The sequence below is a fragment of the Stenotrophomonas mexicanensis genome (genome assembly GCF_032911605.1).
Taxonomy (GTDB): domain Bacteria; phylum Pseudomonadota; class Gammaproteobacteria; order Xanthomonadales; family Xanthomonadaceae; genus Stenotrophomonas; species Stenotrophomonas maltophilia_A.
Window position 1 is genome coordinate 17,521 of sequence record NZ_JAWJTG010000045.1, and the last position, 22,739, is coordinate 40,259.

Consider the following 22,739-nt stretch of genomic DNA (forward strand, 5'->3'; position numbering starts at 1 on the left):
ACCGCAGCCGGCCGCCTGCCGGCGTCTTTACGTGTCTGGAGTCACCACCATGAATACCCGCATTCCCCCCGGTCCGGGCGCTGTGCCCATGCCGTCGCGCCGTCTGTTCGTGCAGGGCCTGGCCGCCGGCGGCGTGGTTGCCGGCATCGCCGCTGTCGGCGTGCCGCAGCGCGCGCTCGCCGCCGCCACGGCCGCCCCCCGGCTGGCCGGCGCCCCCGCCGTGCTAAGCGACACCCGCATCGAACTGGCCATCGGCGAATCGCTCGCCAATTTCACCGGCCGCACCCGCCCGGCGATCACCGTCAACGGCTCGCTGCCGGCACCGATCCTGCGCTGGCGCGAAGGCCAGACCGTCGACCTGTTCGTGCGCAACACGCTGGAACGCCACCCGACCTCGATCCACTGGCACGGCATCCTGCTGCCCGCCAACATGGACGGCGTGCCCGGCCTGAGCTTCAACGGCATCGGCCCCGGCGAGACCTACCACTACCACTTCGAGCTGAAGCAGTCGGGCACCTACTGGTACCACAGCCACTCCATGTTCCAGGAGCAGGCTGGTCTGTACGGCGCGCTGATCATCGACCCGGCCGAACCGGCGCCGTACCACCACGACCGCGAGCACGTGATCATGCTGTCGGACTGGACCGACATGGACCCGGGCGCGCTGTTCCGCCGCATGAAGAAGCTGGCCGAGCACGACAACTACTACAAGCGCACCCTGCCCGACTTCCTGCGCGACGCGAAACGCGACGGCTGGTCGGCGGCGCTGTCCGACCGTGGCATGTGGGGCCGGATGCGGATGACGCCCACCGATATCTCCGACATCAACGCGCACACCTATACCTACCTGATGAACGGCACCGCCCCGGCCGGCAACTGGACCGGGCTGTTCCGCAGCGGCGAGAAGGTGCTGCTGCGCTTCATCAATGGCGGGTCGATGACCTACTTCGACGTACGCATTCCTGGCCTGAAGATGACCGTGGTCGCTGCCGACGGCCAGTACATCCACCCGGTGAGCATCGATGAGTTCCGCATCGCCCCGGCCGAAACCTACGATGTGATCGTCGAACCGAGCGGCCAGGACGCCTTCACCATCTTCTGCCAGGACATGGGCCGCACCGGCTACGCCGCCGGAACACTGGCGGTTCGCCATGGCCTGCAGGCACCGATTCCCGCGCGCGACCCACGTCCGTTGCTGACGATGAGCGACATGGGTCACGACATGGGCAGTGGTGGCCACGGCGGTCACGACATGGCCGCGATGAAAAGCATGGAAGGTGGCTGCGGCGCCAGCATGGGCCACGGCGCGCACGGCGGCGGCGATGCCGCCAGCAAGGCACCGAAGCACCCTGCCAGCGAACGCAACAACCCGCTGGTGGACATGCAGAGCTCGGCCTCCGAACCGAAGCTGGACGACCCCGGCATCGGCCTGCGCGATAACGGCCGCCAGGTGCTGACCTACGGCGCGATGCGCAGCCTGTTCGAAGACCCGGATGGCCGCGAGCCGAGCCGCGAGATCGAACTGCACCTGACCGGACACATGGAGAAGTTCTCCTGGTCGTTCGATGGCATCCCGTTTGCCAGCGCCGAACCACTGCGGCTGAACTACGGCGAGCGCATGCGCATCGTGCTGGTCAACGACACCATGATGCAGCACCCGATCCATCTGCACGGCGTGTGGAGCGATCTGGAAAACGCACAGGGCGAGTTCCAGCTGCGCAAGCACACCATCGACATGCCGCCGGGCACCCGCCGCAGCTATCGCGTGCGCGCCGATGCACTCGGCCGCTGGGCCTACCACTGCCATCTGCTGTACCACATGGAAGCGGGCATGATGCGCGAAGTGAGGATCGAAGAATGAGCCGCTCACTGCTTTCCCCCAGCCTGCTGGCCCTGGGCCTGGCCGCTGCATTGCCGGTGTTCGCGCAGTCGCACGCTGGTCATGACATGGCCGCGATGGATCCGCCCGCGAAAACCGCGAAGACGCCGGTCGAACCGATCGATCATTCGAAGATGGATCATTCGAAGATGGATTCGGGCGCGATGGACCACTCAGCCATGGATCACTCGAAGATGGACCATCGCTCGAGGCAGCCGGCGACGATGGACCATTCCACGATGGACCATTCCACGATGGACCATTCCACGATGGATCATTCCACGATGGACCACGCCGCGATGGGCCACGGATCGCCTGCACCGACCGAACCGCGCGAACCCATCCCGGTGCCGACCGACGCCGACCGCGCCGCGGCCTTCCCGCCCATCGCCCACGGTGCGATGGAGCATGCGCCGGAGATCAACAGCCTGCTGCTGATCGACCGTCTGGAACATTGGGATGGCAAGAGCAGCAATGGTCAGGCCTGGGAGGCGACCGGTTGGATCGGCGGCAACATCAACCGCCTGTGGCTGCGCACCGATGGCGAACGCAGCCGTGGCCGCACGGAATCGTCGTCACTGGAAGCACTGTATGGCCGCAGCGTGTCGCCATGGTGGGACGTGCTGGTCGGCGTGCGCCAGGACTTCCGCCCGGCCGACTCGCGCACGTGGGCGGCCGTCGGCATCCAGGGCCTGGCGCCGTACAAGTTCGAGAGCTCGGCCACGCTGTACATGGGCTCCGGCGGCCAGGTGCTGGCCAAGGCCGAAGTCGAGTACGACGTGCTGCTGACCAACCGCCTGATTCTGCAGCCGCTGCTGGAAGCCACCGTCGCGGCCAAGGACGAGAAGGAGTACGGCATCGGTCGTGGCCTGAACAAGGTCGAAGCCGGTCTGCGACTGCGCTATGAGTTCAGCCGCCGCTTCGCGCCCTACATCGGCATCAGCCACGAACGCACGTTTGGTGACACCGCCGACTACGCCGGTGACCACGCACGCGACACACGCTGGGTGGCCGGCGTGCGCATGTGGTTCTGAGCAGCAGTTCGTGAGCAATGGCCAGCCCCGGCAGCCGCCGGGGCCGGCTACACTGCGCCACGTTCCAATGCAGGCACCGCCATGTCGTTGCAGATCCGCCGCGCCACCCTTGCCGACGTCGACGCGCTGTCGGCCATCGCGATTGCCACCTACAACGAAACCTGGGGCGATTCCTATCCGCCGCAGGAGCTGCACGATTTCCTGCAGGCGCACTACAGCAGCGAGCCGCAGCGCATCGAACTGTCCGATCCACGCAGTGCCATCTGGCTGTTGATGGACGGTGACGCCGTGGTCGGCTATCTGGCCGCCGGTGCCAACACCCTGCCGCACACGGATGCACGCGAGGGCGACATCGAACTGAAGCGGTTCTACATCCTGGCCGCACACCAGAACGGCGGCCATGGTGCACGCATGATGGACGCGTTCATGGCCTGGCTGGACCAGCCGCAGCGCCGCGCCCTGTGGGTGGGCGTGTGGGAAGAGAATTTCGGCGCACAGCGCTTCTATGCGCGTTACGGCTGCAGCAAGGTTGGCGAGTACGACTTCATCGTCGGCGACACCCACGACCGTGAGTTCATCCTGCGGCGGTCGTGATCACGCGCTCCATGTAGAGTCGAGCCATGCTCGACTGCACCTGATCCGTAGAGTCGAGCTTGCTCGACTATTGGTAACAAGAGCCAGTCGAGCAAGCTCGACTCTACAACGCCTCAGAAGTCGAACAGCTCCGACAGGAAGCTGTCCTTCTTCTTTTTCTTGTATCCGTGGCCCCGATTGTCCTCGTAGCGCTGGCCCAAGTGGCGGGTATCACGGTGCATCACCGGCGGCGGAGAGGATGCCGGATGCTGCTGCACAGGCGCGGGCGGCGGCACGGCCGCACCGGCACCGGCACCGGCACCGGCACCGGCACCGGCACGCTCGATGATCTTGTCCAGTTCACCACGATCCAGCCACACGCCCCGGCAGCCGGGGCAATAGTCGATCTCGATGCCATGGCGTTCGGCCATCTGCAGGGTCTGGGTCTTGCACACGGGGCACAGCATCGGCATTGCTCCTGTCGGTCCTGCATCGACTGTACCTGTGCGGTGATGACTGTGCGGCAACGCATGACCGATGGCACAGGGACTTCCGACGCGTGCCGATGCGGCGGCAGTCGCACACACTGGGCCCCTGTTCCGCAGGGAGTGCGTACATGACCGCGTTGTCCCGCCTGCCCACCGCCGCGCGCCTGCTGCTGGTCCTGCTGGGCGTTGGCCTGGGCCTGAACCTGCGCGATATCGCTGCGGCCGCAGGGACTCCGATTCCCGCCCTGCCCATACCCTACGGCGGCAGCCTGCTGGACAACGCGCTGACGGTGCTGGTGGCACTACTGCTGGCCACGCTGCTGCGGCCCCGTGGCATGGGCCTGCTGGCCAGCCTCGGGCTGCGCGGGAATGGTTGGGGCGGCCCGATGTGGGTGTTGCTGGCCAGCCTGCCGTGCTGGCTGGGCCTGGCGCTGCTCGGTACCCTGAACACCGCGCTGACCGCGCTGGACGCCACCATGCTGGCCGTGCTGTTCCCACTGGCCGAGGAAGTGCTGTTCCGCGGCCTCGGCTTCGTGCTTCTAATGAAGATCGTGCGTGGTCCGTGGCCGCTGCTCGCGCTGCCGCAGGCACTGCTGTTCGGCATGGTGCACTGGCTGGGCTTCGGTGGGTTCGACGGTGGCGGCATCGCGCTGTTCGTCGGCGCGGTGATCGCCCTCGGCGGCTTCATCTTCGCCTGGCTCGACCACCTCGACGGTGACACCCTGTGGTGCGGCCTGGTCCTGCACGTTTCGATGAACCTGGCCTGGAATGTGTTCAGCCTTGATGACGCCGTCGCGCTCGGCTGGCAGGCCACCAGCCTGCGCATCGGCACCGCCCTGCTCGCGGTCGCAATCCTGGCCTGGTACGTGCGCCGCCAACGGCGCGGACAGCTGTAACGCCCACTTAGCTTGCCGTGCACGCCGGGCTCACTACCGGCTTGCGCATACTTGCGCGCCTTTCGCTCCCCCTGTTGTCCGGAGTTGCCGCGTCATGTTGCTGTCCAAGCGCTTTGTGGAACCGCGCGTCCTGCTGATCGAGGACGCCGAGGAAACCCAGGAACTCAGTCGCCTCGCCCTGGAAAGCCAGGCCTGCCAGGTCACCGCTGTCAGCAGCGCCGAGGCCGCACTGGGCCTGCTCAACGCCGGCGAACCGTTCGACCTGCTGTTCACCGACGTCTGCCTGGGCGGCATCAGCGGCATCGAAACCGCCAACCGCGTGCGTGAGCACCTGCCGCAGCTGCCGATCCTGGTCACCTCCGGCATGGACCAGCACCGCGTGCTGCCGCAGCTGCGCGCCGGCATCCACTTCCTGCCCAAGCCGTACAGCATGAGCGAACTGCTCGATGCCATCCGCCTGTGTTTCCGCCATGCAGCAGATGCCACCTTGATACCGCCGCCGCAAGCCAGCGCGGCCTGAGGCAATCATCCACGCCTGGCGTGGATCTACTGATTCCGTTTCTCTTCGGCATGGATCCGCGTCAACACCACCGGTAGATCCACGCCATGCGTGGATGCAGCCCCCCATCAACCGCCGGTGTACGGCCCTTCACCCGGCATCACCTCCAGCAGTGCGCGAGTGATCACCCGCGGGTAAACCGTGAGATGGTCCTCGCCGTCAATCACCACGTTGTCCACATTCAACTTGCGACCCGTGCGCTTCAGCTGGGCAGTGAAGTCCGCGGTCTGCCTCAGCATGTCGTTGCCGGTGGAATAACGTGGCCCTGGCTTGTCCGTCTCGTAGCTACCCACCGACAGCAGCACGCGCGTAGGTTGCGCAGGGATGACGGCGCCATCCTGCATGCGCGGCAGCAGAAGCTGGTCGAACCACAGCGAAGGACTGGACAGGATGTAGGTGCTGAACATGTCCGGTTGTGTGGTCAGCACATAGGCACCGAACAGCGCGCCATAGGAATGACCAGCGAACATGCGCCGGGCGGGATCGGTGCGATAACGCGCATCGACCATCGGCAGCACCTGTGCGGCCAGGAAATCGCGGTAATGTGCCGCACCGCCGTAGGTGACGTCATCACTGTAATAGCCATCGACCGTGCGCGCCGGATTGCTGGGCGTGTAGTCGCGCGAGCGGCTCTGCTTTGAAGTCAGGCCCTCCTGCGGCGGCAGACCGACCAGGATGAAATTCTCGATGTTGACGCCCTGCTGCCCCACCAGATTGCGCACGCTGCGCACCAGCGGGAAGCTGTACAGCGCATCGGTCACGTACAGTACCGGATAGTGCTTTTCCGGATGCGCCGCATAGTCGGCCGGCAGCGCCACCCATATCGGGTAGTCGCGCCCCACCGGGTCATGTACGCGCAGCGCTTCGGTATCCGGCAGCACCACGCCCGGCACGGCCGTTGCCGCGCTTTCCTTCGCGTCACTCTGCGTTGCCGGTGGTGCCACCGACATCGCACAGCCACTCACGGCCAGGCAGGCCGCCATACTCCATCCACGCACACGCTGCATCCACACGCTCCCGTTGCGGGCGGCGCACTGGATGGCGCCGCTGCCGCATCCTTGCATGGTGTACAGCCTGGTGCCAGTGCGGTCAGGGCGAGGCCGGCGGCGGTGCCGGGAACAGCGTGCGCAGCGCCTGCAAGGCGGCTGGGTGATAGATCGTAGTGTGGGTTTCCTCCGGCAGCGGCAGGTACTTCACCAGCTGCGACGGCGACGCCTGCTGCAGCAGCGTGGCCAACTGCGCGGCGGACGCAGCCAGCTCCGGCTGCCCACTGCTGGCCAGGAATACGCGCGGCTGCGCACGCGTCACCGCCGGCAACTGCTTGGCCGCAGCGGCCAACATCGTGCCCCGATTCCACCACAGGCTGGGGTCCAGCGCGATGTAGCTGTTGAAGAGTGTCGGCTCCTGCAGCAACGTCTCGACCACGAACAAGCCGGCCAGCGATTCACCGATCAGCGCGCGCTCGTCGGTGGTCGGGTAGCGTTGGCGCACCTGCGGCATCAGTTCATCGCGCAGGAAGCTGCGGTAGGCCGCTGAACCGCCGATGCGGGGCGCGATCTTCTGGTCTTGCGGGTCGCTGCTGGGGCCCGTCATGTCGCGGCGGCGTTCGGTGTTCTCGATGCCTACCAGCAGGAACGGACGCATGCTGCCGTTGCCGCTCAGCACCTGCACCAGCCCGGCCACATGCAGGAAGTCCTCGCCGATGCCGCCATCGGCCATGTACAGCACCGGCAATGGTGCCTTCGGGTCCAGCCCCCACGGCTGCGGGCGGTAGACATTGATGCGGCGGGTTTCGCCCAGCGCCTTCGACTCGATGGTAAAGGTCTCGCCGATGACCAGCGGGGTCGCGGCAGCGGCCTGTGCGGACGGCGCCGGCTCGGCGGCCATCAACGGCGCGGCGGAGACAGCGGACAACAACAGCGACAACACGATCAAGCGCATGGAGCGGCCCATCCTGGGAAAGTGCCGAGCATAACGCCAAGGCCAAGGCGTCGGCCGATTCGGCAAGCCTGTACGTATGCTACGGCGCTGCGCGATGCTTGAACTGTATCGGGAAATGACTGCAATCGCGTTTGCTAGCATTCGTCGTTTCCTACAAGGAGTTGGGACATGGGGGCTTCAGCATTTGGCACTGGATCATTCTTCTGGCGGTCGTCCTGATCCCGCTCGGCATCGCAGCCGTCATCGCAGCGATTGTTCTCAGGCGAAAGTAGATCCACGCCATGCGTGGATGCGCATTCTGGGGATGCCTCAAGCGCATCCGCGATGGCGACGGCGCCGACGGCCTGCCCTAGCCGGAAACCGATCTGCCGCCCGGGCGCGAACAGGCGATGGCACGCGCGAAGCGTGCCGCCGTTGGCATGCTGACCGTGGCGGAAATGCTGCACGCCGCTGAGCGCTGCCGGTCGATGGTCACGCCCGACCGCCATCTGAATGAAAGGGGGGCGATGGGTTGTTCTTCGCCTGCCGCGGGCTGGCGGAACGGGTGTGCCGGGATATCCGGCCGGCGTACCCGCCGTTGCACCCAGAACCGGTCCATACTTGGGACCGACTGGTCACCAGCCCCTTCGAAACCTACAAGGAGGTTTGCATGTTGAGTGCAGTACTCATCGCCGCGCTGGCCGCCAGCCCGGCCGCGCCCGTACCGTATGCCGATTGCCTGCTCGGCAACATCCAGCCCGGGCTGTCTGATCGTGCCGTGCAACTGGTGCAGGAGGCCTGTGCTGCAAAGCATCCGGAGAGCTTCGCCGCAGCAATGGAACTGGAACGCAGAACCAGTCTGCAGCGGCTCACCTATTTCGAGGCGGCAAGAGCGGAGGCGGCACGTTCCGCGAATGCGGCAGCAACGGCCGCACAGGAGGCTGCCGACGCGGCGGCGGATAAAGCGAAGAATGCGCGGACGAAGTAGTTGCCCTGGACGAGCGCCACAAAAAAGGCACCGCATTGCGGTGCCTTTCTGAATGACCTGGGTCATTGGATGCAATGGTGGGCCGTGAAGGATTCGAACCTTCGACCAAAAGATTAAAAGTCACAGGACAATTGCATTACTTTCAATGCGTTACGCCGCCATTCGTTCCGCTACAGTCTTCGAAACTGACATTTGAAAGCCTTGGGCCGCAAAGGCCCCGGAAATTTTGCGGAACGGATATCCAACCCATCCAGCAGCCACAACAAGGGCTATCCCATCCATCCGAATGGCGGATCCTGGTCGGCCTTGGCCAGCCGGTTGCCCCGGACCTTCTCCTGCCGCGCCAAGATCGAGGCGACGTCCTCGCGCAGCCGGGCCTCGTGCCTGGCCACCCACAGCTCGGCCCCTGCCCGGCCTTGCTCGCAGCTGCTGCACCAGCGGAACGGACCTCCCGGGCCGTGCCGGTGCCGGTCCAGCGAGGCAATCCAGATTCCATCGTTCACCCGTTCAGCCATGGCCCCCCCCACACCCCATGGCAGGCGATTACAGTCGGGGTGTCGTTCGGGTGGCTGGCCGACCTAGTCGTCCAGTAGAAGTCGGCGGGGAGCGGCATGGCCGGGAGATTACGGCAGGCCGTCGCAGATCCTGCGAACGCGGCGGCGACCTGCCTGAATCGTTGGACGAAGGAATTGTTAAGCCCTGCATGGCCGATTTGACGAAATCGTCAATTTGCCCGAATCCGAGGGTCGAGCCTGGCTCGACTCTGTACCGGCACGGCGCCGCTCACGCGCCCCGGGTTGAGCTGCCCACAGGCCGGATCCTGGGAGGTCAAACCGCCCGAAGAGCCGGCACACTGTCAGCCACCTGCGCTGATTGGCCTGCAACCTCAACGTATAGGGAAAGCCCTACACGCGAGGAAGGAAGTTCCCTATTGGATTTTTGACTGCCGATTGAGAGCGTCAGACCATTCAACAGTCACCCCATGCGCTTCTCTTGCACGCCCCGATCAGAAAGAAGCATTGACCTGGTCCGCGAAATGTAGAACTAAGGCGAAACGGAGCCGAGTTCAGAGCATGAGGACACCAAAGAAGTATTTAAGAGGATGTCAGCATGAGAAGAAGCGTAGCTTACGTAGGCATCGCCATCGCACTACTCGCAGCCGCCGCAGTCGTCGCATACTCGATGCGACCTACAAATAATCTCGCCCCCCAACCGACAAGCTTAAAAAATGAGGAGCTTGAACACTCCTCAGTGTCGCCAGTTCGCGAGGATCTCTCCCATCTCGTTTCTAGAGCAAAAATTGACCCTAAGGTCGTAATCCAAAATCGGGGCCACGCTTACTCGATTTCGCGAACACAATCGCCACCTCAAGGTGACGCCCTGAAATATGTACAGTCACTCCTACAGAGATCCAGAACAGGGGACGCAACTGCGACATATGACATATACCTAGCAGTCAATCAGTGCAAATCAGCGCTAGACACCCCCTCCCTATCCCTCCTTCAAATCTACAGATCACAGGGAATTGAAGAACAATACAAGAACTCGCTTGAGAAAAACCTTGTCAACTGCGAAGCATTGCTGAGCGATCCGGAACTCTCATACGAGCCGTGGCTAAAGAGGGCTGCAGACCAGGGATCGATTGAGGCAAAAATAATGTTTGCGATGGATTCCAAATCCATCTTGGGAAATCGCTCAGATTACCTATCTCATCCGGAAAGACTAGCCAACTACCGTATTGAGGCGATGCAAAACCTTCAGTACGCCGCATCGACAGGCAGCGTAGATGCTTTGATGGCGCTTGGAAACGCGTTCGATAATGGCATCCTCACCGAAAAATCCCCCTCCCAATCATTGGCATACTTCAAGTCCGCCTACTCACTTGCGCCCAACCCAAGCCTTCAAGAGTTGATTTCTCGAGAATCCAAATCACTTTCATCGAGGGAGGTTGAAATCGCAAACAGACTATCCATTCAAATAACCCAGAATTGTTGCCTCTAATCAAGAAATCCACCACAAAAGGGACTTAATTGTGGAAACAGCGCATGACTTGAAGAGCCCCACACCTAGCCGCAGAAGCAATATATCCAAATTATGGATCGCTGCTTTGATTATTGTCACACTGACCGCAGGACTATCCATTAGCTTTGGGTCATTTAGCGCAGCATCCGCAAACTACTCTATACTTTGCGGAGGTTGCGACCTCGGCTCCCCGTTCCCCACCAACAGAACCTTAAGTGAAATAAAGAACTACGTTAAGGTAAGCGCACCCGAGAAGCCACAATCTGGCGACACAATCACCGTATGTAACGGCACCGCGTGCGTTAAATACACACTTGATGATTCTGGAAATTACATAGGTGATCCCCCCATCCCTCAAACAAGAACCCCTCCAGGTGGTGGCGGTGGCGGTGGCGGTGTAGGTGGCGGCGGTGACTTCGGAGGGGGGCAATGCACTGTTCGGCCTCGCACAGGGACCGCATGTACTGAGGCAAACGGCATCCGCAGATGCGAGACCTTCGACGACACCATGGTGGACTGCGGGTTCGGCTGATCCATAGCTCCCACGCGACAGCACTTTTGCCCCCTTGATTCAAGGGGGCATTTTCTTGCTTGTCGATCTTAGTGCTCCAGCTCCTAGTAAGCAGCAGTGATCTGGGCGAAGTAGCACATGAGCGCAATCTGACACGCCCCGTCGTTCAGTCGCCGTGACGCTGCAGCTTAGTGGCCGGTCACGTCGATCAGCACGAAGTGGCCGGATGCACTGAACTGCGTCGCATTGTCGGACTGGGGGATCAAAGCGGCAGCGCCGGCGTAGTAGAAGCGCCCCGAACTTCCCCCACCGGTCCCATCCCCCTGCGGCCCGGTCAGGCGGAAGCCCACGCCACGCTCGATCCGCTGACACGAGCGAGACGATATCACCGCGTACCGCCGACCAGCCGGGACCTGCATGTAGGCACCCTCAGCCGCTCCGAACGGAGCAGTCGTCACGCCCATGATGCGTAGGGGCTTCGCCCAGGAAGCGAAGGCCAGTTCGCCGGTGTGCTCTCGGTACACCTCGATTCCTTCCTTGCCCGGTGTTCCAGTCACAACCGAGTCGTATACCCACACCGTGCCGAACACAATCGATGAGCCCGTGTAGGTGCGCCGTATCAACGGCTGACAAGATCATGCGCCCTGGCGCGCACGGCGATGTGGCGGAGCTGACAGGCGCACACACCAAGCGTCGGCAGATCCAGAATCTGGCCCGGAACGGAATCCCCCATACCATCAACGCTGCCGGCTGGCCGGTGGTGATGTGGTCGGCCGTCGATGGGTCAGCGAAGAAAGCACCTGATGTAGAAGGTGGGTGGTCAAGCAACGCATTGAGGCCCGCTGCGTAATGGGACGACGTTCAAAGGATCCGGGCGCGATCCCGCACATGCGGAAGCGGCCGCGGGGAAAATGCCACGTATTACTTCTTCGACCATGGCGGTAAGCCGCGGCGAGAAACTCCGCTGGGTAAAAGCTACCCGGAGGCCGCTCGCAAGTGGGCGGAGCTGATGGCGACCGAAGCGGCTGTTCCGGAGATCGTGACCTTCCGGGATGCAGCGGCTCGCTACAAACAATTGGTTATCCCCAAGAAGCGCGCATCAACGGCCAAGGTCAACCTGGCAGAACTGGCGAAGCTGGAAGAATTCTTCTGCAATCCACCAGCGCCGCTGGCGAAGATCCGGCCGCTTCACGTTCGGCAGTACCTGGACTGGCGAACGAAGAACGGGACGGTGGCCATGGTCAGCGCCAACCGCGAGAAAGCGCTGCTCAGCCATCTGTGGAACAAGTGTAGGGAATGAGGCTTCACCGACGCGGAAAACCCTTGCAAGGGCGTGCGTGGTTACGGCGAAGCGGGCCGCGATGTGGACGTCGAGGATGACGTATACCGGGCAGTGTGGGATGCAGCAGATCAGCCGCTGCGCGATGCGCTGGATCTGGCCTACCTGACTGGCCAGCGCCCGTCCGATGCTCTCAGCATGGATCGGCGAGACGTGCGGGATGGCTTCCTGCATATCAGCCAGAGCAAGACCAAGCACAAGCTGCGCATTGCCATCGAGGGTGAGCTGGCCGAGCTGCTGGTGCGCTTCGGTGCCAGGACATTCAAGCGCCGCGGCAAGCAGAAAGGTGCGGTGATCGTGCACACGGCGCTGCTGCTGGATGAGTATGGCCAGCCGCTGAGCAAGGGCCAACTGCGAAGCCGATTCGATGCAGCGCGCGCACGTGCAGGCGTTGCCAAGGGGGCCTTCCAGTTCCAGGACCTGCGGGCTAAGGCCGGCACTGACAAAGCGGACGCGGCGGCAGATATCCGCCAGGCGCAGCGACAGTTGGGTCACTCGTCCGTGGTGATGACCGAGACCTACACGCGAAAGCGTAAGGGCGACCGCGTAACCCCGACGAAGTGATTTTGCGGAAAAGACTGACGATTGCGGAAAAACAAAAAGGGCTCCGGATCGCTCCGAAACCCTTCTGTCGCAATGGTGGGCCGTGAAGGATTCGAACCTTCGACCAAAAGATTAAAAGTCTTCTGCTCTACCGACTGAGCTAACGGCCCATTGCACTGCCCCAGCCTTTCGGCGGGGTGGGCATTCTACCCTACTTTGCCGGGCCGGGTGAAACCCTGGTGCATGAGGTTGCCGGCCAGCGGCCGGCACTACCCGATCCGGTGAGCCCGCTTAAACCTTCCGGGCCTCCGTCGCATCCCATCTGTGATCCTTCCCCGGAGCCACGGATGCGCCTGCCCTTCTGCCTCATTGCCGCCCTGCTGCTGCCCTGCGCAACACTGGCCGCCCCGCCCCAGGTCGTCACTGATGATATCGGCCGCTTCTGGGCTACCTATGACGCCGTGCGCACCGAGCCCGACGTTGAACGCCAGGTCGCACTGGTGCAGGAGCGCTACATCGATCCAGGCAGCCCCGGCCTGCATGCGCTGATGCAGGTGCGCAACTACACCGCCCGCGAATACGCCACGGCCATGCGTACGTGGCCGCGCTTCTGGACGTCGGTACGGCCATTGACCGCCAACGCGCAGCAGGCCAGCGCCACCCTGGAACGGGACCTGACCGCCTTCCGGACGCTCTACCCCGCCCTGCGCCCCGCCACCATCACCTATGCGGTCGGTGTTCTGCGTACCGGCGGCACCACACTGGGTGACAAGGTGCTGATCGGAGCGGAGATGGCGCTGGGCGATGAGCGCGTGGACGTGAGCGAGCTGCCGGAGCCGATGCGCAGCCGCCTGCGGATCTTCTACGACAGCCGTCCGGGAGCGAACAACGCGCAGAACAACCTGCACGAGTACGTGCATACCCAGCAGCGCGAGACCGCCGGCAGCCTGGCCCAGTATGCAGTGCGCGAGGGTGTGGCCGAGTATGTGGCGGAGCGGCTGAGCGGGCGCCGGCCGGCATTACCCTTCTACGACTACGGCGCAACTCACGAAGCGGAAATCCGCACGCGCTTCATTGCTGAGATGAACGGGGAAAATCTCGACAACTGGCTCTACAACAGCGCCCGCAATCCGTTCGGGGTGAGTGATGTGGGGTACTACGCCGGGTATCGCATCGCGCAGGGGTACATGCGGCAGCAGGCCGATGAGAAGGCGGGGATCGCGCGGATGATCGAACTGGACTATGCCGATCCGGAGGCAGTGCGGGCGTTTATTGACGCGTCGGGGTGGTTGCGGCAGCGGTAGGCCAAGGAGTGCGAACCAACGGTTCGCACCCACCGAGAGAGTGATTGCGCGGTCAGGCGTACAGCGTCGGGTCGGCTACGCCGGCCTCGGTGAAGCCCTGCGCGCGCAGGCGGCAGGCATCGCAGTGGCCGCAGGCGGCGCCGTTGGCGTCGGCGTTGTAGCAGGACACGGTCAGGCCGAAGTCCACGCCCAGGCGCACGCCTTCGCTGACGATCTGGCCCTTGCTGAGGAACTGCAGCGGTGCGTGCACCTTGATGCCCGCGCCTTCCACGCCCGACTTGGTGGCCAGGTTGGCCAGCGCCTGGAACGCGGCCACGAACTCGGGACGGCAGTCCGGGTAGCCGGAGTAGTCCACGGCGTTGACGCCGCAGAAGATGTCGTTGGCGCCGAGCACTTCGGCCCAGCCCAACGCCAGCGACAGCATGATGGTGTTGCGTGCCGGCACGTAGGTGACCGGAATGCCGGCACCGCCGGCCTCGGGCACGTCGATGTCGTCGGTCAACGCCGAGCCGCCGATGCTGCGCAGGTCCACGTCCACGGTCTTGTGCGCGATAACGCCCTGGGCCTTGGCCACGCGGGCGGCGGCATCCAGTTCGGAGGTGTGGCGCTGGCCGTAGCGCACGCTCAGGGCATGCACGGCGAAGCCCTGTTCCTGGGCCATGGCGATGACGGCGGCTGAATCCATGCCGCCGGAGAGAAGCACGACTGCCTTCTTCATGGGTAAAACATCCGGTTGGGAGGGGAAAGCCAGCACGCTGTCCCGCGCCGGAGCTACATCAGGGAACGCTGCCTGGGCTCATCGGCCCGGCTCGTCGTTCCACAGGATTTTATGCAACTGCATCTGGAAGCGCACCGGCAGCCGGTCCTCGACGATCCAGTCGGCCAGCTGGCGCGCGGTGATCTCACCCTTGCTCGGCGAGAAGAACACGGTGCAACGCTTCACCAGATCGTGCTCGGCCAACAGGGACTTGGCCCAGTCGTAATCCTCGCGGCTGCAGATGACGAACTTGATCTGGTCGCGGGCGGTCAGCAACGGCAGGTTGTCCCAGCGGTTGCGCGCCACTTCGGCCGAACCCGGGCTCTTGATGTCGACCACGCGCGATACCCGGGAGTCCACGGCGCTGACGTCCAGCGCACCGGAGGTTTCCAGCGAGACATCCATGCCTGCGTCGCACAGCTTCTGCAGCAGTACCAGGCAGCGCTTCTGTGCCAGCGGCTCGCCACCGGTCACGCAGACGTGGCGCACGCCCTGGGCCAGCACCTCGGCCACGATGTCGTCGATGTCCCACCAGGTGCCGCCATGGAAGGCATAGGCGGTGTCGCAGTACTGGCAACGCAGCGGGCAGCCGGTCAGGCGCACGAACACGGTCGGCCAGCCGGCGGTATCGGCTTCGCCCTGCAGCGAGGTGAAGATCTCGGTGATCTTCAGGCGTGGCAGAGGCGACTGCACGATCTCACTGGGCGTGGCGGCGGCGCTGGACGAGGTAACGGCGGTCATGGCGGGGACTTCTTGGTGGGACACGTGGCGGGTGGGCTACCGTGGCCGGTAACGAAAGCAGCCGAGCATGGCTCGGCTCTACAACTGCAGCCGGTCGGGTGTGGCCCAGCCGGTAATGCAGGCCGCCGGGCATGGCCCGGCGCTACCGGATCCGGGCGGGTTTGCCGGTCCGGAAACGAAAGCAGCCGAGCGTGGGCTCGGCTCTACAGGGCACCCATTGTACGCCCGGTCAGCGGATCAGCGGATCTGCTTGCCGAGGCGGATCGACTGCAGGCGGTCCTGCGCGGTGCGCGCGGCGTCCGAGCCGGGGTACTGCGCCACGACGGTCTCCAGCGTCTGCTGGGCCTGGTCGACCTTGCCCTCGCCATACTGCGAGAGGCCAACCTTGAGCAGGCCGCCTGCGGCCTTGTCGTGGGTCGGATAGCGCGAGAGCAGTTCACGGAACTGGGTCTCGGCCATCGGGAAATTGCGGGTGGCGTAGTAGCTCTCGCCCAGCCAGTACAGCGCATTCGGCGCATAGATGCCGTTCGGGTACAGCTGCAGGAAGCTCAGGAACAGCTGCGCCGAATCATCGTACTTGCCGGCCTTCAGCAAATCGAAGGCGACGTTGTAGGAGGTGCGCTCGTCGCCGGTGGCGGCAAGGCTGCCGGCATCACCATGGACGGAAGGCGGCCGCTCGGAAGTGGCCGCCACTGCGGGTTTTGCCGGGGCCGGGGCGGCCTTCGGCGCGCTCGCCGGAACGGGCGGCAGGGCCGGGGCGGCATTGCCCCCTTCCAACCGGTTCAGGCGGCTGTCCAGATCCAGGTACTGGTCCTGGGCGGACTGCTTGAGCTGGGCGTTGTCGTGCTGCAACTGCTCGATCGAGGCCTGCAGGCTGATGACCTGCTGCCGCAGCTGATTGATCTGGTTCAACAGGTCCTGGTTGGCACTGTTGTTGTACATCTGCTGCTCGATCGCGCCAACGCGGTCGGCCAGGCTCTGTCGCTGTGCATGCGCCGGTGCGGCAGCCACGAGGGCTGCCGCAACGACCAGCATCAGTTTGATGCCAATACGCATGGATTACTGCGCGGTGTAGACGATTTCGACGCGACGGTTCTGCGACCAGCAGGACTCGTTCGACTCGGTGCAGACCGGACGCTCTTCACCGTAGGACACGACGGTCAGCTGCGAAGCCGAGCCACCGTTGGCCTGCAGGGCCGAGTTGACGCCGTTGCCACGACGCTCGCCCAGGGCCTGGTTGTACGCGCGCGAACCGCGCTCGTCGGTGTGGCCCTGCAGGGTGATGCGCGAGGACGGACGGTCACGCAGGTACTTGGCGTGGCACGCCATGATGGCCTGGAATTCCGGCTTCACGTCTTCCTTGTCCAGGTCGAAGTAGACAACGCGCTGGCGCAGGCAAGCGTCGGTGTCCAGGTCGCCCGGGCCGTACAGGCCGGAGGTCGACGGAGCGGTCGGGGTGGTGGTCGAGGTGCCGGTGTCAACCGGGGCTGCCGGCTCTTCCTTCACCTTCTTCGAGCAACCGGCCAGGACGGCCACAGACAGCAGGGAAACAAGCAGAACGCGGGTGGACTTGTTCATGGCAATACCTTTGTGGCTCCTAGGCCGATGAGGGGTTCAAGACAGCGAAAATATTAACACTCTTTTAGCGCTGGGTACGGTATGGGGACCATGCCGGTTCGCGCACATCTCCGTCAGCCAGAACCAACCGCTGGCGCACGCGCGCATCGGCAGAAACGGCGTACAGCACACCACGGCCACCCTCGCGGGCGGCGTACAACACCATGCTTGCGTTGGGCGCAAAGCTCGGAGATTCATCCAGCGAACCCGGGGACAGCGTGCTCCAGCGGGGCGAACCCAGCGAGCTGTCCATCATCGCGATCTTGTAGCTGTTGCCCGAGCCCTGGGCGACGGCGATCTTCTTGCCATCGTAGGACACCGAGGGCTTGGCATTGTAGTTGCCCTGGAAGGTCACGCGCTCGGCGCTGCCGCCGCCCGCACCGACCTTGTAGACCTGCGGACGGCCGCCGCGGTCGGAGGTGAAGTACACCGCGCTGCCGTCCGGTGCCCAGGTCGGCTCGGTATCGATGGCGAAGTGGTTGGTCAGCTGGGCCAGCTGCTTGCTGCCCAGGTCCATCACGTAGATTTCCGGGTTACCCGAACGCGACAGGGTCAGGGCCAGCTTGCGGCCGTCCGGCGAGAACGCCGGGGCGCTGTTGATGCCGCGGAAGCTGGTGACCAGCTCACGCGCACCGGTGCCGATGTTCTGGATGTAGATGGCCGAATTGCCACGCTCGAAGCTGACGTAGGCCAGCTTGCTGCCATCCGGGCTCCACGACGGCGACAGCAGCGGCTCGGCCGAACGCACGATGGTCTGCGGGTTGTAGCCATCGGAGTCGGCCACCATCAGCGCGTAGCGCATGGCGTCGCCCTTGCCGCTGGCGGTCACGTAGGCGATGCGGGTCCAGAAGGCGCCACGGACACCGGTGATCTTCTCGTAGATGGCGTCGGCCATCTGGTGGGCGACGTCACGCATGGCGTTGCCACGGGCGGTCATCGCCAGGCCCAGCAGGCGCTCGCCCTTCGGTACGTCGAACAGTTCGTACTCGACACGGTAGGCGCCGGCACCGGCGTCGAGCACGCGGCCGACCACGATGTAGTTCTGCTTCAGCGCGCGCCAGGTGGCGAACTGGATGTCGCCGCCCCGCACGGGCTTTTCGACGATCTGTGCTTCCGGCAGCGTGCGGAACTGGCCCGAACGCTCGAGGTCGGCGCGGACCACGCCGGCGACGTCGGTCTGCGGTGCAGCCGCCGAACCCTGGTAGGGCATCGGCACGATGGTGATCGGCAGCGCGGAGGCATTGCCGCCGATGATGTCGATATCCAGCCCCTTCTGCTGCGCGACGGCAGCAAAGGGCAGCAACAGGGCCGCAAACACGGCAAGCCAGCGAGGCATCTTTTTCATGGAGCGCTCAATAGGGGGAAACCGGAACGAGGGATAGCAAAGCGGGAGTGAACCGCTTCGCAATCATGAACCAAGGGTACGTGAATTCCGGGTCAGTTCCAGCCCGTCCTCTCACGCACCGTTAACGTCGTGGCTAACATCGCACCGCCTGCCCCGGCCACACCGCCCCGCAGGGTGGTATTCCACAGCAGCCCCCAGCCTGCCCGGCTGAAACCGGGCCCGCCAGAGGCAAGCGCGACATCCGTGGGCGCAGGTGACCCGAGAGCCACCTTGCCCTGCCCGCCTCAGCGATCCTGGGCGGTAAAGGTGAAGTTGAGCGTGCGTGCGAACACAGACTCGAAGCCGCGGTACGGCAGCGGCTGCGCGTTGAGCACGGCGGCCTCGATCGAACGCTTGCCGGCCTCGTCGTACGGGCAGTTCGGGCTGACCTTGGCCTGCATCACCGTGCCCCCCGGAATCTGGGTGATGGTGATCTGGCAACGCTGGCCGAGCGGCACCGTATCCGGGCGCACCCACTGCGACAGCACCTTGGCCTGGATCGCGGCCGCGTACTTGGCCGAAAGATCATCGCTGTTGCCACCGCCACCGGCGGCCGGCTGGGAGGCACCGCTGGAACCGGCAGCGGCACTGCCGGCAGCATTACGCGCGGCTGCCACCTGGCGCAGCTTCTGCTCGGCCAGCTTGGCTTCCTTCTCGGCCTGCTCGCGGCGGGCACGGATCTCGGCGATCTTCTTCTGCTTCTCGGCCTCGGCCTTGTCAGCCGCCACGCGCTCCTGCTCGGCCTGCTTCTTCTTTTCGTCCGCTTCCTGCTGCTTGGCCAGGCGCAGCTTCTGCTCCGCTTCTTCCTGGCGCTTGCGTTCGGTCAGGTCGATCTGTTCTTGGCGGCGCTTGGCTTCCTGTTCCTGCTTGGCCTTCTCCTGCGAGATGGCCAGCGCGCTCACCGCTTCCTGGTCCTTGGTGTCTGGCTGCGCGACACGCTCCTGCGCCTGTTGCTGCTGCGGCGTGGGGGCGTCCTGCGGGCGCGGCTCGGGAATCGGCTGCGGCGGCGGGATGGTGTCTTCCGGCACCGGGATCGGCTCGGCGACTGGCGGCGGCAGGTCCTCCAGCTTCTCCGACTGGCGCAGGGCCTGGCGCGCGGCGGAGGCCTCGGACGCGGACAGCGCCAGGCTGGCCTCGACCGAGGGATCGCCGGCGGCGGCATCGGTGTTGCGCTCGGGCGACCAGAACCAGGCCACGATGAACACCAGCGCGACCAGCAGGTGCACCAGCAACGCCAGCGCCAGGGGCAGGCCCCAGCCGGGTTCGCGCTGATGCGGGGGTGGCAGGGCGTCAGCGTGCATCGGTGGCCAGGCCTACCTTGTCTACCTTGGCGCGCTTGATCACATCCATCGCAGCAATGACCTTTTCATAGGCCACGGCGCGGTCGGCGGCGACGATCACGCGCACGCCCTTGTCCTGGGCGGCGATGCCGGCCAGACGGCCTTCCAGTTCCTCGGCCGACACGGCGGTCGGGTCCTTGGCGTCGGGCAGCTTCAGGCTGAGCTGGCCGTCCTGGCGCACCGAGACGATCACCGGATCCTGCTTGCTCTCCAGCGCCTTGGCGTTGGACTGCGGCAGGTCGACGTCGAAGCTCAGGGTGAGCAGCGGTGCGGTGACCATGAAGATGATCAGCAGCACCAGCATGACGTCGATGTAGGGAACGACGTTGATTTCCGATTTCAGCTTGCGGCGCTTGCGGCGACCGATGGCAGCGGACATGGCTTGGACTCCCGGGTCAGGCGCTTACTCGTCGCCAGCGCTCTGGCGCTGCAGGATGGAGCTGAACTCTTCGGCGAAGGTCTCGAACCGCACCGACATGCGCTCCACGCGCGTGGTGAAGCGGTTGTAGGCCCACACCGCCGGGATCGCCACGAACAGGCCGATGGCGGTGGCGAACAGTGCCTCGGAGATGCCCGGCGCGACGGCGGCGATGCCGGCCTGCGCACCGCTGCTGATCATGTCGTGCATGGTCACCATGATGCCGAACACGGTACCGACCAGGCCCACGTAAGGCGCGGTCGAGCCGATGTTGGCCAGCAGTTCCAGGTTGCGCTCAAGCTGGTCCACTTCGCGGGTGTAAGTGGTGCGCATGGCACGCTGTGCGCCTTCCAGCTGGGCGCGACCGTCCAGGCGGCGCTTGTCGCGCAGGCGGGTGTACTCGCGGAAGCCGGCTTCGAAGATGGCTTCCAGGCCGCCGACATTGCGGCTGCGGTCGGTGGCCGAGCTGTACAGCTTGCCCAGGTCCGCACCGGACCAGAAGCGGTTCTCGAACTCGTCGGCTTCGCGGGTGGCCTGCTTGAACACGCGGGCCTTGCGGAAAATGATCACCCAGCTGACGAACGAGCCGACCAGCAGCAGCAGCACGATGATCTTCACCGGCAGGCTGGCCTTGGCCATCAGTTCGAGGTAGTTGATGCCGCCGCCGGTGGTGGCCTGGGCAAGGGTCTGTGTCGCGGCGTTGCTGACATCGGCCGGCAGTGCCTCGGTGACCGTGGCCTGCAGGGCCAGGAGCGTTGCGATCATCCGTTGTTCCTCAGTGTTCGGATTCGGGGTGGAGGTGGGGTTGCAGCACGGCAAGGACGGCCTCGTCCATGCCACGCGGGCGGAAACTGGCCGCTTCCAGTGCGGCGATGCGGACCTGCGCCGACAGCAGCAGCTCGCCGTCGCGCAGGATCTGCTGGTCGAAGACCATGCTGGCCTTCTTCAGCTGGACCAGACGGGCACTCACCTGCAGGGTGTCATCCAGCCTTGCCGGCTTGATGAAATCCATCTGCATCGAGCGCACCGCGAAGACCATCCCGTGCTCGGCGCGCATGCGCTCCTGGCCGTAGCCCAGCGCACGCATCCATTCGGTCCGGGCCCGTTCCATGAAGGCCACGTAGCGGGCGTGGTAGACCACGCCACCTGCGTCGGTATCTTCCCAGTAAATGCGTGTCGGCCAACTGAATCGGGGCTCAACCGACATCGGGAACCTCCGCGAACAGGTCCTGCGGCGGGTTCTTCGGCTTCAGGCCCATGTGCCGGTAGGCCTTGTGGGTGGCCATGCGGCCACGCGCGGTGCGCACCAGGAAGCCCTGCTGGATCAGGTACGGCTCGACCACGTCTTCCAGCGTGCCGCGCTCTTCAGACAGCGCCGCCGCCAGCGATTCGATGCCGACCGGGCCGCCGTCGAAGTAGTCGACCATGGTCTTGAGCAGGCGCCGGTCAAGCTCGTCGAAGCCCTCCGGGTCGACCTTGAGCATCTTCATCGCGGCCTGGGCCACGGCCTCGTCGATGTGGCCGCCGGCCTTCACCTGCGCATAGTCGCGCACGCGGCGCAGCAGGCGGTTGGCGATACGCGGGGTGCCACGCGCGCGGCGCGCGATCTCCCCTGCCCCATCGGCCGTGCAGTCGATGGCCAGGATGGCTGCCGAGCGGCGCACGATCCGGGTCAGCTCCTCGACGCTGTAGAACTCCAGGCGCTGGACGATGCCGAAGCGGTCGCGCAACGGCGCGGTCAGAAGGCCAGCACGGGTGGTGGCACCGATCAGGGTGAACGGCGGCAGGTCGATCTTGATCGAGCGGGCGGCGGGGCCCTCGCCGATCATGATGTCGATCTGGAAATCTTCCATCGCCGGGTACAGCACTTCCTCCACCACCGGCGACAGGCGATGGATCTCGTCGATGAACAGCACATCGTGCGGCTGCAGGTTGGTCAGCAGCGCGGCGAGGTCGCCGGCCTTCTCGATCACCGGGCCGGAGGTGACCCGCAGGGCCACGCCCAGTTCGTTGGCGATGACATGGCTGAGGGTGGTCTTGCCCAGGCCGGGCGGCCCGAAGATCAGCACGTGGTCGAGCGCGTCGCCGCGCCCCTTGGCCGCCTGGATGTAGATCTCCATCTGCTCGCGCACCGGCACCTGGCCGAGGTAGTCGGCAAGGCGCTTGGGGCGGATGCTGGCGTCGGCGGCGTCATCCTCGCGGGTGGCGCCGGCGCCGATGATGCGGTCGTCGGTCATGTGCTGATTATGCGGCAAAAGTACGGGTTTCGGCCGGGCTGCGCCCGGCACCCGCAGAGGCAACGGCAACGGCAACATCCAAAGCAACAGCCGAAGCGGGCTTCCTGGGGAATGGCGGGGTGGGTCCGCTTGCGGGGGACGCTGCAAGTACGTCCATGTAAGCTCGGTCGCCGCATCCATGCGGCTCAC

24 protein-coding genes, 1 tRNA gene and 1 pseudogene are annotated in these 22,739 nt (G+C 64.8%); 10 read left to right on the plus strand and 16 right to left on the minus strand.

What is annotated here, in order from left to right:
* The first annotated feature begins 49 nt into the window (after window positions 1-49).
* The 3 genes from R1L06_RS16800 (at window position 50) to R1L06_RS16810 (ending at window position 3,507) form a co-directional block, all read left to right on the plus strand.
* Complete coding sequence (locus tag R1L06_RS16800; protein ID WP_032128515.1) at window positions 50-1,861, plus strand: copper resistance system multicopper oxidase; 1,812 nt, start codon at window positions 50-52, stop codon at window positions 1,859-1,861.
* Entirely contained in the window at window positions 1,858-2,913 is a 1,056-nt protein-coding gene (locus tag R1L06_RS16805; protein ID WP_317218262.1) for a copper resistance protein B, read from the plus strand. Before R1L06_RS16800 ends, R1L06_RS16805 begins: the two co-directional genes overlap by 4 nt.
* Window positions 2,914-2,994: 81 nt before the next feature.
* The gene (locus R1L06_RS16810; RefSeq protein ID WP_317218263.1) at window positions 2,995-3,507 is read left to right on the plus strand and encodes a GNAT family N-acetyltransferase; all 513 of its coding nucleotides are present in this window, start codon (window positions 2,995-2,997) and stop codon (window positions 3,505-3,507) included.
* Window positions 3,508-3,620: 113 nt separating this feature from the next.
* Here R1L06_RS16810 and R1L06_RS16815 read toward each other — a convergent pair whose 3' ends face one another.
* Window positions 3,621-3,953 (minus strand): TFIIB-type zinc ribbon-containing protein, encoded by a 333-nt coding sequence (locus tag R1L06_RS16815; RefSeq protein WP_317218264.1) that lies wholly within the window; start codon window positions 3,951-3,953, stop codon window positions 3,621-3,623.
* Window positions 3,954-4,102: 149 nt separating this feature from the next.
* Between R1L06_RS16815 and R1L06_RS16820 the strand changes: the two genes are divergently transcribed.
* Both R1L06_RS16820 and R1L06_RS16825 read left to right on the plus strand, forming a co-directional pair.
* On the plus strand, window positions 4,103-4,870 hold the full coding sequence (locus R1L06_RS16820; protein WP_317218265.1) for a CPBP family glutamic-type intramembrane protease: 768 nt from the start codon (window positions 4,103-4,105) through the stop codon (window positions 4,868-4,870).
* Between the two features lie 94 nt (window positions 4,871-4,964).
* A complete protein-coding gene (locus R1L06_RS16825; RefSeq protein ID WP_049400506.1) occupies window positions 4,965-5,390 on the plus strand; it encodes a response regulator in 426 nt (141 codons plus the stop codon).
* 107 nt (window positions 5,391-5,497) lie between these two features.
* Here R1L06_RS16825 and R1L06_RS16830 read toward each other — a convergent pair whose 3' ends face one another.
* Both R1L06_RS16830 and R1L06_RS16835 read right to left on the minus strand, forming a co-directional pair.
* Window positions 5,498-6,436 carry an alpha/beta hydrolase gene (locus R1L06_RS16830; protein WP_317218266.1) on the minus strand — a complete coding sequence of 313 codons (939 nt, stop codon included), beginning with the start codon at window positions 6,434-6,436 and terminating at the stop codon, window positions 5,498-5,500.
* An 82-nt stretch (window positions 6,437-6,518) separates the two neighbouring features.
* Window positions 6,519-7,370 carry an alpha/beta hydrolase gene (locus R1L06_RS16835; RefSeq protein WP_317218267.1) on the minus strand — a complete coding sequence of 284 codons (852 nt, stop codon included), beginning with the start codon at window positions 7,368-7,370 and terminating at the stop codon, window positions 6,519-6,521.
* A 649-nt stretch (window positions 7,371-8,019) separates the two neighbouring features.
* Here R1L06_RS16835 and R1L06_RS16840 point away from each other — a divergent pair.
* Entirely contained in the window at window positions 8,020-8,337 is a 318-nt protein-coding gene (locus tag R1L06_RS16840; protein ID WP_317218268.1) for a hypothetical protein, read from the plus strand.
* Between the two features lie 269 nt (window positions 8,338-8,606).
* Here the strand turns inward: R1L06_RS16840 and R1L06_RS16845 are convergent, their stop codons facing one another.
* Entirely contained in the window at window positions 8,607-8,852 is a 246-nt protein-coding gene (locus R1L06_RS16845; protein ID WP_317218269.1) for a hypothetical protein, read from the minus strand.
* A 595-nt stretch (window positions 8,853-9,447) separates the two neighbouring features.
* On the opposite strand from R1L06_RS16845, the gene R1L06_RS16850 reads away from it, so the two are divergent.
* Window positions 9,448-10,338, plus strand: coding sequence for an SEL1-like repeat protein (locus R1L06_RS16850; RefSeq protein ID WP_317218270.1), 891 nt, complete (start codon window positions 9,448-9,450; stop codon window positions 10,336-10,338).
* Window positions 10,339-11,058: 720 nt separating this feature from the next.
* Here the strand turns inward: R1L06_RS16850 and R1L06_RS16855 are convergent.
* Entirely contained in the window at window positions 11,059-11,394 is a 336-nt protein-coding gene (locus R1L06_RS16855; RefSeq protein ID WP_317218271.1) for a hypothetical protein, read from the minus strand.
* 113 nt (window positions 11,395-11,507) lie between these two features.
* Between R1L06_RS16855 and R1L06_RS20515 the strand changes: the two genes are divergently transcribed.
* Together R1L06_RS20515 and R1L06_RS16860 are read left to right on the plus strand one after the other, a co-directional pair.
* A complete protein-coding gene (locus tag R1L06_RS20515; RefSeq protein WP_223276989.1) occupies window positions 11,508-11,720 on the plus strand; it encodes a DUF4224 domain-containing protein in 213 nt (70 codons plus the stop codon).
* Window positions 11,720-12,773 (plus strand): annotated as a pseudogene (locus R1L06_RS16860) (tyrosine-type recombinase/integrase). The gene R1L06_RS20515 and the pseudogene R1L06_RS16860 overlap by 1 nt, the downstream one beginning before the upstream one ends.
* 73 nt (window positions 12,774-12,846) lie before the next feature.
* On the opposite strand, the gene R1L06_RS16865 reads toward R1L06_RS16860, so the two are convergent.
* Window positions 12,847-12,922: transfer RNA gene (locus R1L06_RS16865), tRNA-Lys, on the minus strand.
* Window positions 12,923-13,099: 177 nt separating this feature from the next.
* Between R1L06_RS16865 and R1L06_RS16870 the strand changes: the two genes are divergently transcribed.
* Window positions 13,100-14,056 (plus strand): DUF2268 domain-containing putative Zn-dependent protease, encoded by a 957-nt coding sequence (locus R1L06_RS16870; RefSeq protein ID WP_317218272.1) that lies wholly within the window; start codon window positions 13,100-13,102, stop codon window positions 14,054-14,056.
* A 52-nt stretch (window positions 14,057-14,108) separates the two neighbouring features.
* Here R1L06_RS16870 and queC read toward each other — a convergent pair whose 3' ends face one another.
* From queC to ruvB, 10 genes are all read right to left on the minus strand, one after another.
* A complete protein-coding gene (gene queC, locus R1L06_RS16875) occupies window positions 14,109-14,774 on the minus strand; it encodes a 7-cyano-7-deazaguanine synthase QueC (RefSeq protein ID WP_049422913.1) in 666 nt (221 codons plus the stop codon).
* Window positions 14,775-14,852: 78 nt separating this feature from the next.
* A complete protein-coding gene (gene queE / locus R1L06_RS16880; protein WP_317218273.1) occupies window positions 14,853-15,554 on the minus strand; it encodes a 7-carboxy-7-deazaguanine synthase QueE in 702 nt (233 codons plus the stop codon).
* Window positions 15,555-15,791: 237 nt separating this feature from the next.
* A complete protein-coding gene (gene ybgF, locus R1L06_RS16885; protein WP_317218274.1) occupies window positions 15,792-16,610 on the minus strand; it encodes a tol-pal system protein YbgF in 819 nt (272 codons plus the stop codon).
* Between the two features lie 3 nt (window positions 16,611-16,613).
* A complete protein-coding gene (gene pal / locus R1L06_RS16890; RefSeq protein ID WP_032128527.1) occupies window positions 16,614-17,132 on the minus strand; it encodes a peptidoglycan-associated lipoprotein Pal in 519 nt (172 codons plus the stop codon).
* A gap of 64 nt (window positions 17,133-17,196) precedes the next feature.
* Entirely contained in the window at window positions 17,197-18,516 is a 1,320-nt protein-coding gene (gene tolB / locus R1L06_RS16895) for a Tol-Pal system beta propeller repeat protein TolB (protein ID WP_317218275.1), read from the minus strand.
* Between the two features lie 284 nt (window positions 18,517-18,800).
* On the minus strand, window positions 18,801-19,856 hold the full coding sequence (gene tolA, locus R1L06_RS16900; protein WP_005410750.1) for a cell envelope integrity protein TolA: 1,056 nt from the start codon (window positions 19,854-19,856) through the stop codon (window positions 18,801-18,803).
* A complete protein-coding gene (gene tolR / locus R1L06_RS16905) occupies window positions 19,846-20,274 on the minus strand; it encodes a protein TolR (RefSeq protein WP_049400778.1) in 429 nt (142 codons plus the stop codon). The genes tolA and tolR overlap by 11 nt, the downstream gene beginning before the upstream one ends.
* Before the next feature lie 24 nt (window positions 20,275-20,298).
* A complete protein-coding gene (gene tolQ, locus R1L06_RS16910) occupies window positions 20,299-21,078 on the minus strand; it encodes a protein TolQ (protein WP_006438802.1) in 780 nt (259 codons plus the stop codon).
* A gap of 10 nt (window positions 21,079-21,088) precedes the next feature.
* Window positions 21,089-21,520, minus strand: coding sequence for a tol-pal system-associated acyl-CoA thioesterase (gene ybgC, locus R1L06_RS16915; RefSeq protein ID WP_071229045.1), 432 nt, complete (start codon window positions 21,518-21,520; stop codon window positions 21,089-21,091).
* A complete protein-coding gene (gene ruvB / locus R1L06_RS16920) occupies window positions 21,510-22,550 on the minus strand; it encodes a Holliday junction branch migration DNA helicase RuvB (RefSeq protein ID WP_010481595.1) in 1,041 nt (346 codons plus the stop codon). The genes ybgC and ruvB overlap by 11 nt, the downstream gene beginning before the upstream one ends.
* Between the last annotated feature and the right edge of the window lie 189 nt (window positions 22,551-22,739).